This window comes from Natrinema caseinilyticum, assembly GCF_024227435.1.
Lineage (GTDB): Archaea > Halobacteriota > Halobacteria > Halobacteriales > Natrialbaceae > Natrinema > Natrinema caseinilyticum.
Genome location: NZ_CP100446.1, coordinates 512,481 through 525,762, shown reverse-complemented (window position 1 = coordinate 525,762; position 13,282 = coordinate 512,481). Strand labels below are relative to the sequence as shown.

The following is a 13,282-nucleotide window of genomic DNA, read 5'->3' as shown; positions in this document are numbered from 1 at the left end:
TATCGACAATGGCTTACGAATCCGACGCGGACGGCGACTCTTCCCGACGACACACGTCTTCCCGACGGCGCATGTTAGCCGTACTCGGAGCCGGCTCGACGACTCTCGCGGGCTGTATGGACGCGCTATCGGACGACGAGTCCGGGCCGGCGGACACTGACGACGGGGACGGCGATGGCGAGCAGAACACCGAACCCGGAGCCGTCCGCTGGCCCGCGATCGATACTGGTGAAGTCCTCTCGGATTTCGAAGCGCTCGACGAGTGGATGGCTCTGACCGGCGAGATATCGGCGGCTCCGGACGAGGCGAGGACCGGAACGCAAGCCGCGGTCGTCGAGAGCGACGAGGGAAGCGCCAAAATGCAACTGCAGTTCGCCGATGGAATCGATCTCGTGGACTGGGACACGTCGGTGGCGGTCAAACCGGAATCCGCCACGCAGGTCACCGTCGAATTCTTCGCACCGACGCGAGGCGCGCGTCTCACCAGCACTCGAGAACTCCCGGACGAGTACGACGGGTGGTTCCGGATGGACTGTGGCTACCAGCAAAAGCCCGGCGACGATCCGGATCTCTCGAAGGTCAACGGCATCGCTATTTCCGCGGACGGACCCGACGGCGGGCCGACCAAACTGGTGGTAGACGACCTCCGCCGGACGAAATCGGCAGAAAACGGGAAAGCGCTTCTCGCGTTCTACGGCGGTCACGACTCGCACTACGAAATCGCGGCCGAGATGCTCGCAGAGCGCGATTGGGCCGGTGCGGTTCCGATCAGTCCGGCACACATCGGCGACGACGGACGGATGGGCCGTTCCGAACTCCGCGACCTCAGCGACCGCGGGTGGGACGTCTGCTCGCTCCCGGACGTTTCGACGCCGCTGCCCGAACACCCCGAGGAACAACAGCGTCAGGTCCTCGAGTCTGCGCGTGACGCGCTCGCGAAAATCGGCTTCGAGAACGGATCGCGACACCTGTTCGTCCCGGACGGTGAGATGGATTCGACGACCTACGAACTCGCCAGGGACGTCCACGAATCGGCGTTCCTGTACAGTTCCGGGACGACTGGCGTGCCGCCGACCGAGATGCACATGATTCCGCTCATCTGGGGACCCGCGCTTCACACCGGCGTTCGCCGTCACACCAATCTCTCCGACCAGTACGATCTTCTCACCGTCTTGCGGATCCCGCGAATCGTCGACGAGGAAGACGTCGGAATCAACGAGAACAGAATGTCGCTCGACGACTTCGGGTTGCTTCTCGACCACATCGAACAGCGCGACCTCGACGTCGTCACCCCGTCGGACCTCGTCGACGGTTCGTGGGAACGCGACGGTGGCGACGAGGAATTCCCGGACGGAGAACGGCCGGACGGAACCATCCTCGAGGCGGGCCGGTCCCACGAGTTCGAGGGCGACGGTTCGCGTGATTCTCCGACGTTCGACCTCGACGACGGCGTCCTCGTCGCGAACACCACCCACGAAGGCGATTCCGAGATCACCGTCGACGTGACGGAAGTCGACGGGGACGGCACCGACGAGAACCTGGTGACGACGGCCGGGAATACCACCGGCGAGTCGATCATGGCCGTCGAGAGTGGCACCTACAGACTCGAGGTCGACGCTGACGGGGCGTGGTCCATCGAACTCACCCAGCCCGCCGTCGAGAGCGACGAACTCGAAGACCTCCCCGTAGAGGCCGAGGGGACCGGATCCGACGTCGTCGGGCCGCTCTGGACGGACGGCCGCACGAGGGTCGTCGCGACACACGAGGGAGACGGCGCGTTCATCGTCGACGGCTACGGTGCCGACGGCAGTCGAGAGATACTCGTCCATCGGACCGGCGAGTTCGACAACTCGCGGTCGTACAAGGCGGGCGGAACGGTCTGGCTCAACGTCGAAGCCGACGGCGACTGGACGCTCGAGGTTATGGATTCGTAGCGACCGGCCGATTCAGTGGCGTTCCCCCGCGGTATTCGTTTCTCTGCCGAGATGGTCGATCCGAAAGAACGGCGGTCGGCGCCGGACCGGTGGGGCGTCGGGCTAGTCGATCCGACGGAATCAGACCCGGATCGGACCCGATTTGCTGACCCAGCAAATCGTGGGCCCGCTTACAGACCAGTGGGACGAACGTTCCGAGTACGAGCGATGTCCCTCGATCAGCCGTCCCGTCGCGCCGTTCTCACCGGTGCCGTCACACTGCTCGGCAGTGGCAGCGTCTACTTTCTCACGCGCTCCGACGACAGTCCCGATCGCGACCTCTCCCCGTCGTTTCACTCGAGCGATGAAACCGCCGCCCTCGGCCTCGAGTTGCGGGGGAAGCCGATCATGGGATCGCCGGACGCTCCGCTCGAGTTGTACTACTGGACGGACTTCCAGTGTCCGTTCTGCGAACGCTTCGAACGGGAGACCCTTCCCGACCTCGTTCGGGACTACGTTCGACCCGGCGAGCTTCGGATCGTGTTCGTTTCGCTGCCGTTTTTCGGCGCGGACTCGATGACCGCCGCGGTCGCCGGCAAGTGCGTCTGGGACCGGGTCCGTCGGTCGGATCCATCGGCGTATTGGGCCTGGCGGACGGCTATCTTCGACGAGCAGGGCGAGAAGAACTCCGGGTGGGCGTCGGCGGAGAATCTCGTCGAGTACACGCGTTCGGTTTCCGTCGTCGATGCCGGCGCCCTCGAGACGTGTCTCGAGGAACGGCGCTCGACGCTCGAGGCCCGGGTCGAGGCCGACGCCGAGCAAGCGCGCTCGTTCGGGATTACGGGCACGCCCACGTTCGTCGCGACCGATCGAGAGTCGGGATCGCGTGAGGCGCTCGTCGGGGCGCAGCCGATCGAACGCTTCGACGAAATCATCGAACAGGTCGAAAGCGCCTGACTCTCGTCGACGGGGGCCGAAGCACTCGCGACGACTCCGTCCTCGCGCCGCGAGCTCCGAGCGGGTGAACGCAGCGCATCGAAGGGGAGGTCGTTTCTACTCGACGACCACCGCGCCTTTCATCCCCTGTTCGCGATGGGGCTCACAGACGTAGAGGTACGTCCCGGTGTCCTCGAACTGGTGTTCGAACGTGTATCCTTCTTCGTCGGTGATCTCGGTCTCGAAGACGGGGTCGCTCGCGCCGGTTGCGTTTTCGATCTCCAACTCTTCTTCGTCTTCGGGAACGTGGACGACGTTGTGGCTCCCGCCCTCTCCCGTCCACTCCCAGACGACCGTCGTTCCCTGATCGATGCGGATCGCGGGTGGGTCGAACTGTAATCCGTCGTCACCCGCTCCGACGTCGACCGTCACCTCCTCTTCGCCCGTCAGGTCCTGGGTCTCCTCGTAGTTCTCGACGTCGTCGAACCAATCGCCGTAGTCCGGTTCGTCGTCGCCGTCTTGTGCGCTCGCGGATGCGCTGATACCGCCGAGTGCGGTACTCGCACCGAGTATCTTCAGTATCGTTCTTCTGTCGTACATCTCTAACGGAGCCTGCTCCCGCCGGTTACAAAAACGGACTCCTTACCATCGCAACGACCGATCCGTACCGGTCGATTGCACGGTCCTCGAGCGTCTTTTCGACCGGTTCAGTCCGCCCTTAGCCCAAGCTGACGTCGAGATACAACATCACGACCACGCCGGCCATCACCCCGAGCGTCGCGATCCGTTCGTAGCCGCGCGTGTGGGTTTCGGGGATGATCTCGTCGGAGATGACGAAGAGCATCGCCCCGGCCGCAAAGCCCATCGCGTAGGGGAGCAACGGTTCGACGACGGTCACCGCGATCGCACCCACCACCGCGAGAGGGATCTCGACGATGCCGGACCGTACGCCCGCGAACGCCGCGTAGAAGCGACGATCTAGCCCCGCGTTGATCGCTGCGACCGACACGGCGAGCCCTTCCGGGATATTCTGGATGCCGATAGCGAACATGAGCGCAATCGCGTTTTCGACGTCGCCGGAACCGAAGCCGACGCCAACGGCCAATCCCTCGGGCATATTGTGGAGCGTGATCGCCAGGATAAACAGGATGACGGGCGTCAGTCGCTCGTTTTCGAGGGGCAGGGACGTCCCCGGGTCGGCTTCGTCCGGGCGCGTGCGCCCGGTCAATAGAAAGTGGGCGTGGGGAACGAGTCCGTCGGCTCGATCGAGAAACACGACGCCGAGTGCGAGGCCGACCAGCGTCGGAACGGGATCTCCTCCCGAGTACTGCTCGATGCCGGGAATGATGAGGCTCGTAAACGCTGCGGCGAGCATCACGCCGGCCGCGAATCCGAGGGCTCCATCGAGCGACCGCTCCGATGGGTTCCGCCAGACGAGGACGAGCGACGCGCCGATCAAGTTCAACGACGCGATGACGATTCCGCCGACGAGACCCTGGATCACCGGGTCGTCTCCGACGACTCGAACGAATAACTCGACTACTGAAACCATGATTTTACACCGCGTCTCGTTGGCCCACTTTCGTCACGTCGACTACCCCTCGTATCTGCTTCGGTGAAGAAGTCCGATGACGATCCAATAAATCCACCGATCAGGTGGGGCGAATCCTTTCGTTGCCGCGACTGCAGGGACCGCGTCGAACTATAGTAGTCGTTGAAAGTCAGTGCACACCCTGCTCGCGAAATCACGGCCAGCGAAGACTCGCTGGCCGCTTTACTGCGAGCGGTGAGTAAATCGTTTCAACGACTACTATACTGTGACGGTGTGGTGACCGCGGGGGCCTCCCCGATCGACCTTCCAGAGTCGCTCACTGAACTGATCGCTTCTATCGGCCTCTCCAACCGGCCCGCTGAACTGATCTCTCTCCCCGGCGCACGCGACCGATCTCTTTAGCTGGTGTACTCGATCGACCTCCCCATCCGGCGTACTCGACCGGTCTACTTCGCTGGCGCATCCGACTGGATCGTCCGCCTGGCTTTCCCAATCGGTATATTCGACTGACCTATCCGATTGGCCTATCTAATTGGTTAGCTTATCAGATCACCCGATCGGCCCGTTTACCCGGCAGGGGCGGTCGGATCGACTGCAGGGAACCGGCCTGGGAATTCTCAGGACGATCTACTGGTCGATCAGTTCGACGAGTTCGGTGCTGTTCGGGATCGTCGCCGATCGCGGATACTTCGACGAAGCGTTCCTCGGACTGGCCGCGTTGACCGGGGTCATGATTCCTCTCACACTGGTGCTTTCCGAGTGAGTTGCGATTGTGGCAGTCCGTCTCGGAGTCGCTTTCTCCGTGCGCGGTAGATGCGGCCGAAATGCGGGCCCCGACGACGATTCGGTGTGCGTCCGAATTCTGTGAGTCTTGCCGCGTTGAAGTCCGCCGTCGAACTCGCAGCGGGTGTGCTCGAGACGTGTCCGGTGGACGGTGGCGAGTGGATGGACGCCGCCATCGCGTCGGTGTCGTCGCTGGCACGATCGACAGGACCGACCGCAGGTGATGTGACTCGCGAGACGTGTTCGCCCGAACATAGCTCGGGAGACGGGTCCGAACGGAACACACGGTGGGCACAACGGCGGCCTATCGTCGACGACGGAGGAGGTAGGTCACGAGAAAGAGACCTGCGAGGAAAATGGCGGGACCCTCGTACGGTCGTTCGTGGAGCGTAAGAATCGCGGCCGCAACGATCAACGCACCGGCGAGCACGGCGAACCCGACGTCCCGATCCCCGTGATCGGTCCCGTCGACCGGATCGGTTCGCACGACGAGTTCGCCGCGCTCGAGTTGTCGCATCGTTCGATCGACGCGAGCGGGAAGCCCCGCCAGCACGGGTATCGACCGCTGAAGGTCCGTCCGCGTCTCCTCGACGAACGCCTGGAATTCGCTTTCGATGAGCCCCTGCTCTTTGAGGAACGATCGAACCACGACGAGAAAGTCGAACTCCGGATCGAGCTGTCGACAGACGCCTTCGCCGACGGTTCCGGCCCTGATGAGCAACATTACGTCCGGCGGGAGGCGAAACGGAAAATCCCTGAGCATCGACGTCAGCTCGGTGAATATCATCCGCCAGGTGATCTCCGTCCGCCCCTCGAGGTTCTCGATGACGAGTTCGAGGACGCGTCTCACTTCGACGCGGTCGACCGACGGCTCGAGGACGTCGAGCGCGATCAGCGCGTCGACGAGCGAGTCGACGTCGCGTCGGACGAGCGCGCGATACAGTCCGGCGATGTCCTCTCTGACGGTCTCGGAGAGACGGTCGCTCATTCCAAAGTCGAATATCAGCAAGCGCCCCGCGTCCGTGACGGCGAGGTTACCCGGGTGAGGGTCCGCGTGGAACACCCCGTCGATGAGCCCCATCTGCAGGTATATCTCCGTGATCCACGTCGCCATTTCGTGTGGCGTCACGTCGAGGCCGTCGAATGCGTCGTCGTCTGTTATCTTTCGGCCGGTCGCGTACTCCATCGCGAGGACGCGTTCGGACGAGAGATCCTCGTAGACGTCGGGAACGACGACGCGGTCGTCGTCGGCGAAGTTGTCCCCGATTTCGCTCATAATAGCCCGCTCCCGGGCGAAATTCAGTTCGTCCGTAATTATCTCTTCGAAATCGTCGGCCGCGTTGCGAACCGAGTACCGTTGGCGTTCCTCGATGAAGCGGACGACGAGTGGGAGTAAACTGCGAATCACTCGAAGGTCGCGCTCGACCAGACGTTTCACGTCGGGACGACGGACCTTCAGCGCGATCCGTTCGTCCCCACGGGCCACCACGTACACGAAGGCCAGCGACCCACCGGCGATCGGTTCGAGCGTCGACAGATCGAGTTCGTCCTCGAGTTCCGCGGTGAGGACCGTCTTCGGGTCCCCGCCCGCCTTCTCTGGAACTTCGTCCTGGAGCGTCCCGAACACATCGGCGTACGGCGGGGGTACGATGTCCGGACGCGTCGAAAGCACCTGACCGACCTTGATGAACGCGGGTCCGAGTTCCAGCATCGTGTCCCGTATCCGCTCGGCTCTCTGTCGGTGGGCCGCACTGTCGACCCGTCTTCGCGATCCGAACAGCAGGAACCGACGCCTGTCGCGCAGAAAGGCGACTGCGAAGGGGAGAAAGCGGACCAGAACCAGCAGATACCGGCGATAAAAACCGCTCATATCACGATTCGAGGTGAGCGTCGTCCCTCGCCCGCTGTCGGTTCGGCGCGTCCCTTTCACCCGGTGTCGTGCCCACGTACGCGAGTGTACTGTCCACGCACGTGAATTTCACGAATCCGCGAACGAGTGTCATCGACTCACGCACGAACTACCCGGCGCTATACCATCAACTTCACGCGCGACCGTTCGGGTTCCGACGCGTGAAACGGTGGGCGAGGTCACCCGAGTGAAAACGTCGTCTCGGTGTTCGATTCGAGCGTTTTCATCATCGCTTTGACGACGTCGTAGTCCGGACGCGGTTCGACTGCTCCCATGCGACGTCGCGGTGCGTATCAGGGCCGTAACGCTCGTCTGGATCGGCAGCTATCGGGCCGACCCCAACGACGGTCATCCCGGGTCCGGTATCCGGTATCGTCGCGTCGCGAGCGGTACTCGAGGCCGCTTCAGGATCCGGTACCAGTTATCGAACGATCGTCACCGGTACCGGCGACCGTCTCGTCACCGTTTCCGCGACGCTCCCGAGAAGAACCCGCGACGGTCCGGAGCGACCGTGGCTCCCGATGACGACGTGGTCGATGTCGTTGTCCTCGACGTACTCCGAAATGGTCCGGGCCGGCCTCCCGCGGGCGAGTTCGGTGTCGATCTCGACGCCGTGTTCGGCCGCGCGTTCTCGGGCGGTCTCGAGCCGTTCTTCGCCCGCCGCGTTCAGTCGCTCGAGAAATTCGTCACGGTACAGGAACCCCTCGTTGCCGGTCATCGCGGTTCGATCGAGGTGGATAACGTGCAGCGCCGTGATCTGTTCGTCGGGATATTCCGAAAGCGCGTACTCGAGCGCTTCCGTCGCCTGCTCTGATTGGTCGATCGGAACGAGGACGTTTCGGACCATAGTAGACACAGTCTCGCGGCCCCTATATTGTCACCCATCCACCAACAAGTCGGAGTGTAAAGCGATGGAGAAAGTCGGACTGAGGTGAGAGAGTTTCGGGGCAGAGCGCCGGTAGATCCCGACCCCGCGGTGAACAGTATAAGTAATTGAATGCGAATAGTGTGGACATGGATACACTGGAGCGGGTCCCGATCCCGACGCCGTTCAGCGTCGGTCGAGTGAACTGTTATCTCTTCACCGGAGCGGGCCTGACCGTCGTCGATCCCGGCCCGGCGACCGAAGAGGCCTCCGAAGAATTACGGACGGCGCTTGCTCGTATCGATTCTCGTATCGCCGACGTCGACCGAGTGCTCATCACCCATCCCCACATGGATCATTTCGGTCTCGCAGGTCGGATCGTCGAGGAGTCGGGGGCGCAGGTATTCGCCCACGAGGACGCCGCCACACAGTTATCGGATCCGATCGGATACTTCGAGCGGGAGCAGCAGTTTTTCGAACCGTTCCTCCTGTCGATGGGGATGCCCGCGGATACGGTCGACACGGTACTCGAGCTTCCCGAACCGTACACGAATTATCAGGACCCCGTCGCCGTTACCGACGAAGTAGCCGAGGGGGACGTCGTGGATATCGGCGTCGATCTGGAGTGCATTTCCACGCCGGGCCACGCCCCCGGTTCGATGTGTTACTACGCGGCCGCCGAAGACGCGATGCTCACCGGCGATCACGTCCTGCCCGATATCACCCCGAACCCGCTTCTCACCCTCGTTCCCGGCACGGACGACGAGCGAACCCGAAGCTTGCCGACCTACCTCGAGTCGCTCCGACACGTCCTCGCGATGGACGTCTCGGTCGGGTACGGGGGTCACGGCGATCCCATGCCGGATCTCGAGGCCCCGATTCGCGAGACGATTTCACACCATCAGGACCGAAAGGAGCGTATCGCTGGTCTCGTCGCCGACGACGAACCGGCGACGGCGTACGAGATCATGAAGGCAATGTTCCCCGACCTTCCGGCGACCGAGATGTTTCCCGGGATGTCCGAGGTCATCGGTCACCTCGACCTCCTGGAGGACGAAGGCCGCGTCGTTATCGAGGAGTCGGACGGAGTGAAGCGGTACGAACTCGAGACGAACGACGACGGTTCGATATCGGACGGATGAGATTTCTGCCCGTCCGATATTCAGCCCACGATAGCCAATGGGTTCGGACACGTGCTACCAGAAACACTCGGGTCGCACGAACGGTTTACCATCGCGATTTTGCCATGAACGACTACGATGTAACCGATTTCACTACTCTCCGATGGGGTAGTCGAGGTCGCCGAAGGGATCTGCAACTACTTACCGGACCGTCGTCACCGGAACCGGTGCCCGTCTCGTTACCGCTTCCGCGACGCTCCCGAGAAGAACCCGCGTCGGTCCGGAGCGCCCGTGGCTCCCGATGACGACGTGGTCGATGTCGTTGTCCTCGACGTACTCGGTGATCGCCCGCGTCGGTTCTCCGCGAACGAGTTCGGTGTCGATCTCGACTCCCTGATCGGCCGCACGTTCTCGGGCCGTCTCGAGCCGTTCTTCACTCGCTTCATGTAGTTGCTCGAGAAATTCATCTCTATACAGGAACCCTTCGTCCCCGTGCGTGGCGGTGCTATCGAGTTGAAGTACGTGAAGCGCAGTGATGTGTTCGTCAGGGTACTCCTCGAGCGCGTACTCGAGTGCCTTCGTTGCCTGGTCGGACTGATCGATCGGAACGAGGATATTTCGTTCCATAGTAGGGTATGTCTTCCGTCGCATATATTGTCACCCATCCGTCGAATGTCTGTCGTGTCCAGACGAGGAGGCGTTCGGACAAAGTTCACGTGCGAAGCTATCACCGAACCGATCTAACACGCGACCCGAAATCGGAAAGCGGGAGACCGGTTCCGTGCGGACGGACCGGCCACCGCTCCGCCGTCAGTTCTCCGGGGTACGATTCCGGACCCCGAGGCGGTTCGCCGAGCGGGTGAACGATCCCACCGCCGCCGACTAGTCGTCCTTCGTCAGTACTTCGGCGGGCCCGATCCGATACGAACGGGCCTCTCCCCAGTCCGTCTCGACGAGTTCGTACTTGCGTTCGTCCTCGAGGATTTCACCGAGTCCCCGGTGAAGGTCGTCGAGGAGGGACAGCCCCTCGCCCGATATCGGTTCGTTGTGACTGGTCGCGAGAACGTCGAAGGCGCCGTCGTCCCGCAAGTCACGGAGACGGGCGAGAGAGTCGCGGTAGTCCTCGAGGTCGCAGTCGTCGAACATGACGTACAGCCCCCGGTCGAAGTGAACGACGTCTCCCCCGTAGAGGACGTTCGTTTCCGGGTCCAGAACGCCGAGGTGGCCGGGCGAGTGTCCGGGAAGGTGGTGTATCTCGAGGGATCGGTCGCCGAGATCGATCCCCTCGGCGACCGGCGCCGGCGATGCGTCGAACGGGTCGACGGCGTATTCGTCGGGGTCGACGCCGTCGGGAAACTCGTTGCCGGCGTCGAACCACCGGGTCACGAATCGCGTCGGCCGCCGGGTGAACTCGTCGGTCAGGCTGTCGATGGCGACCCGGCCGTCCGCGGGGAGTTCGTCGGGCCCGACGAACACGTCGTCGAACTGGGCGGCCGCTCCGATGTGATCCCAGTGGGTGTGGGTGAGCACCAGTTCGACCGGCGTGTCGACCAGCTCGTCCGCCAGGGATCGCAACTCGCCGACTCCGACGCCTGCGTCGAGCACGACCGACCGTTCGGTGCCTTCGATCAGGAACATCCCGTATCCGTCGCCCTCGACGATGCGGTAGCTTCGATTCGTCAGCCTCGAGACGTCGTACCACTCGTTCGTCGCGTTCATCGTCTCGACCACGTCGCCGGAGGGCAAAAAAGGTCGACACCGTTTGCGGCCCGTCTCCCCCGCCTCACCGCGGTTTGCGGGCGTCTCGAAACGCGATCGCCCACGCTCGTCCGAACGCACGCCCGGTGGTGCTGGTGGACGGGTTTAAGCGTCGGTGCGTCTACGTCCACATCATGTCGACCGATGACCGGACCACCTCGATCGATGCGTACTTCGATGCGCTGGACGCCGCGGACTTCGAGATCGTTCGGCCGGCGCTCGCCGACGGCTTCGTCTACGAATCGCTCTCGGGCGACCTCGCGGGCCGTGACGGTTTGAAGACGTACATAGAGGAGTTGCGCGGCCTCTCGAATACGACTCACGACGTTACCCTCCTCGTTCACGGGGAGACCGCGTCGGTCGCCGAAGGCACCGTGGTCGGGGAGAACGAGGACGGCTCGGTGGAGTTCTGTGACGTATTCGAATTCGATGCCGAGGACGACGAACTCACTCGAGTCAGTGTCTACGTCAACGATGCGTAGCTTGCGACCGGCGGGTGAGTGAGCAGACCGGTCGCCCGGCCGGCTGGCAACCCGGGCGCACCCGGTGGGAACCGATCGCCCAGGTCGATCGCTCGGTCGAGTAGCTTTCTGTCCCTCGTCGTCGGTCGACGAGTCGCAATCGGTGGTCGTCTCCTTTCCGGCCACCGGACGACCGAGGCGAATTCGGCTTCCCTCCGGTCCCGTCTCGTCGAGCGGGAGAGACTCCCGCAGATCCGCCGGTAACGCCTGAACCAGTCGAACGGGCCGGGACAACCAGATCCTCCTCGTCCGTCTGGGGCGACGACGTCGTCGAACGGTAGCCGTTGCGTGGGAACACGTCGCGTTGCTTCGACTGAACGTTTTTGCACCCGCGCGACTATGGTGTGGCATGGTCGCACCACCCATGGAACTGACCGCCGCCGGCCTCGCGAGAGCGATTCGAGACGGCGAATACACGCCTCGAGAGGTCGTCGAATCTACCCTCGACCGGATACACGACCGAAACGATCGGACGAACGCGTTCGTCACCGTCACCGACGAACTGGCCCGCGAGATGGCCGATGCGGCCGAGCGAGCGATCGAAGACGGCGAATCGCTCGGACCGCTGCACGGCGTCCCCGTCGCGATCAAGGACCTGAGCGACGTCGAGGGCGTCCGAACGACGTCGGGATCGGCGCTCTTCGAAGACCGCGTCGCCGACTCGGATTCGCCGTTCGTCGCTCGGCTCAAGGCCGCGGGCGCCGTCGTCGTGGGAAAGACGAACACGCCCGAGTTCGGCCTCGGCACGACGACCGATAACCGCGTCGCCGGCCCGACGGGAACGCCCTTCGATCCCGGCCGCGTCTCCGGCGGATCGTCAGGTGGGGCGGGCGCGGCACTCGGCGACCGGTTAGTTCCGCTCGCGCCGGGATCTGACGCGGGGGGATCGATCCGCATTCCCGCGAGTTTCTGCGGTGTGTACGGTTTGAAACCCACTTTCGGGCTGATCCCGACGGTCGGTCGACCGAACGGGTTCGCGAACGACTCGCCGTTTACCACCAACGGACCGATGGCCCGGACGGTCGAAGACGCAGCCATCGCGATGGACGTGATGGCGGGATCGCATCCGCGCGATCCCTTCTCGGTGCCGAAACGGGACGATTATCGTGCGGCCGTCGACAGGCCCATCGACGAGATGACCATCGCCTACAGCCCGGACATGGGGACGTATCCCGTCGATCCCGACGTCCGCGAGGTCCTCGAGGACGCCGTCTCGGCGTTCGAACGCGCCGGTGCGACCGTCGACGCGGTCGATCCCGAACTGGGACACACCAAAGAAGAAATCCTGAACGCCTATTACACGATGGCGACCGGCCGGTGGCAGGCGCTGATAGACGATCTGGAGGACCAGGGCTTCGATCCCCGGGGGGAAGACCGTGATCGCCTTCGGCCATATCTCGTGGACCTCATCATGGACGCGGACGAACCGACGACGCGCGAGCGCCACCGTGCAGAAATCGTTCGGACGCACGTCTTCGACGGGTTACAGGACCTCTTCGAACGGTACGACCTCCTCGTGACGGCGACGCTCGGCACGACGGCGTTCCCACACGGCGAGGAACCGGCGGCGATAGACGGCGTCGAGATCGAATCGTTCCGCGGCTGGGTACTCACGCAGCCCTATAATCTCTCGGGACACCCGGCGGCTTCGATCCCGGCCGGATTCGTCGACGGGTTGCCCGTCGGGATGCAAATCGCTGGCGAGCGACACGCGGATGACGACGTTGTCGCCGCCAGCGCGGCCTTCGAACGTCGACGGCCGTGGCGCGACGAGTATCCCCAGTGACGGTCGACGACGGGGACCACACCACTGCACGCGCCGTCGCGGGCCCGGACGGCCGTGACCGCGCCGTCCCAGTCGTTCGAGAGCCACTTCCCGTCTTCGTCCAGCCTCCGTCGCGACCGTCGAGTACCGTCGAGTACC

At 63.5% G+C, this 13,282-nt stretch carries 12 protein-coding genes; 6 read left to right on the top strand and 6 right to left on the bottom strand.

The window, feature by feature from the left end; translation table 11 throughout:
* The first annotated feature begins 71 nt into the window (after positions 1-71).
* Together NJT13_RS21815 and NJT13_RS21810 are read left to right on the top strand one after the other, a co-directional pair.
* Positions 72-1,934, top strand: a complete 1,863-nt coding sequence (locus NJT13_RS21815; RefSeq protein WP_254525639.1) for a polysaccharide deacetylase family protein — start codon at positions 72-74, stop codon at positions 1,932-1,934.
* A gap of 207 nt (positions 1,935-2,141) precedes the next feature.
* Complete coding sequence (locus NJT13_RS21810; protein WP_254525638.1) at positions 2,142-2,870, top strand: DsbA family protein; 729 nt, start codon at positions 2,142-2,144, stop codon at positions 2,868-2,870.
* Positions 2,871-2,966: 96 nt separating this feature from the next.
* Here NJT13_RS21810 and NJT13_RS21805 read toward each other — a convergent pair whose 3' ends face one another.
* Together NJT13_RS21805 and NJT13_RS21800 are read right to left on the bottom strand one after the other, a co-directional pair.
* Positions 2,967-3,449 (bottom strand): halocyanin domain-containing protein, encoded by a 483-nt coding sequence (locus NJT13_RS21805; RefSeq protein WP_254525637.1) that lies wholly within the window; start codon positions 3,447-3,449, stop codon positions 2,967-2,969.
* A gap of 118 nt (positions 3,450-3,567) precedes the next feature.
* Complete coding sequence (locus NJT13_RS21800; protein WP_254525636.1) at positions 3,568-4,401, bottom strand: ZIP family metal transporter; 834 nt, start codon at positions 4,399-4,401, stop codon at positions 3,568-3,570.
* Positions 4,402-4,933: 532 nt separating this feature from the next.
* Here NJT13_RS21800 and NJT13_RS21795 point away from each other — a divergent pair.
* Positions 4,934-5,164, top strand: a complete 231-nt coding sequence (locus NJT13_RS21795; RefSeq protein WP_340681200.1) for a hypothetical protein — start codon at positions 4,934-4,936, stop codon at positions 5,162-5,164.
* 324 nt (positions 5,165-5,488) lie between these two features.
* Here the strand turns inward: NJT13_RS21795 and NJT13_RS21790 are convergent, their stop codons facing one another.
* Complete coding sequence (locus NJT13_RS21790) at positions 5,489-7,054, bottom strand: ABC1 kinase family protein (protein WP_254525635.1); 1,566 nt, start codon at positions 7,052-7,054, stop codon at positions 5,489-5,491.
* Between the two features lie 460 nt (positions 7,055-7,514).
* Positions 7,515-7,940, bottom strand: a complete 426-nt coding sequence (locus tag NJT13_RS21785) for a universal stress protein (protein WP_254525634.1) — start codon at positions 7,938-7,940, stop codon at positions 7,515-7,517.
* Between the two features lie 167 nt (positions 7,941-8,107).
* On the opposite strand from NJT13_RS21785, the gene NJT13_RS21780 reads away from it, so the two are divergent.
* Positions 8,108-9,100 (top strand): MBL fold metallo-hydrolase, encoded by a 993-nt coding sequence (locus NJT13_RS21780; protein WP_254525633.1) that lies wholly within the window; start codon positions 8,108-8,110, stop codon positions 9,098-9,100.
* 180 nt (positions 9,101-9,280) lie between these two features.
* On the opposite strand, the gene NJT13_RS21775 is transcribed toward NJT13_RS21780, so the two are convergent.
* Positions 9,281-9,706: a universal stress protein gene (locus tag NJT13_RS21775; protein ID WP_254525632.1), complete on the bottom strand. Its 426-nt coding sequence runs from the start codon at positions 9,704-9,706 to the stop codon at positions 9,281-9,283.
* Positions 9,707-9,961: 255 nt separating this feature from the next.
* Positions 9,962-10,798 carry an MBL fold metallo-hydrolase gene (locus NJT13_RS21770; protein ID WP_254525631.1) on the bottom strand — a complete coding sequence of 279 codons (837 nt, stop codon included), beginning with the start codon at positions 10,796-10,798 and terminating at the stop codon, positions 9,962-9,964.
* Between the two features lie 173 nt (positions 10,799-10,971).
* Between NJT13_RS21770 and NJT13_RS21765 the strand changes: the two genes are divergently transcribed.
* Together NJT13_RS21765 and NJT13_RS21760 are read left to right on the top strand one after the other, a co-directional pair.
* Positions 10,972-11,319 carry a nuclear transport factor 2 family protein gene (locus NJT13_RS21765; protein ID WP_254525630.1) on the top strand — a complete coding sequence of 116 codons (348 nt, stop codon included), beginning with the start codon at positions 10,972-10,974 and terminating at the stop codon, positions 11,317-11,319.
* A gap of 388 nt (positions 11,320-11,707) precedes the next feature.
* Positions 11,708-13,144 carry an amidase gene (locus NJT13_RS21760; protein ID WP_254525629.1) on the top strand — a complete coding sequence of 479 codons (1,437 nt, stop codon included), beginning with the start codon at positions 11,708-11,710 and terminating at the stop codon, positions 13,142-13,144.
* Positions 13,145-13,282: the final 138 nt, after the last annotated feature.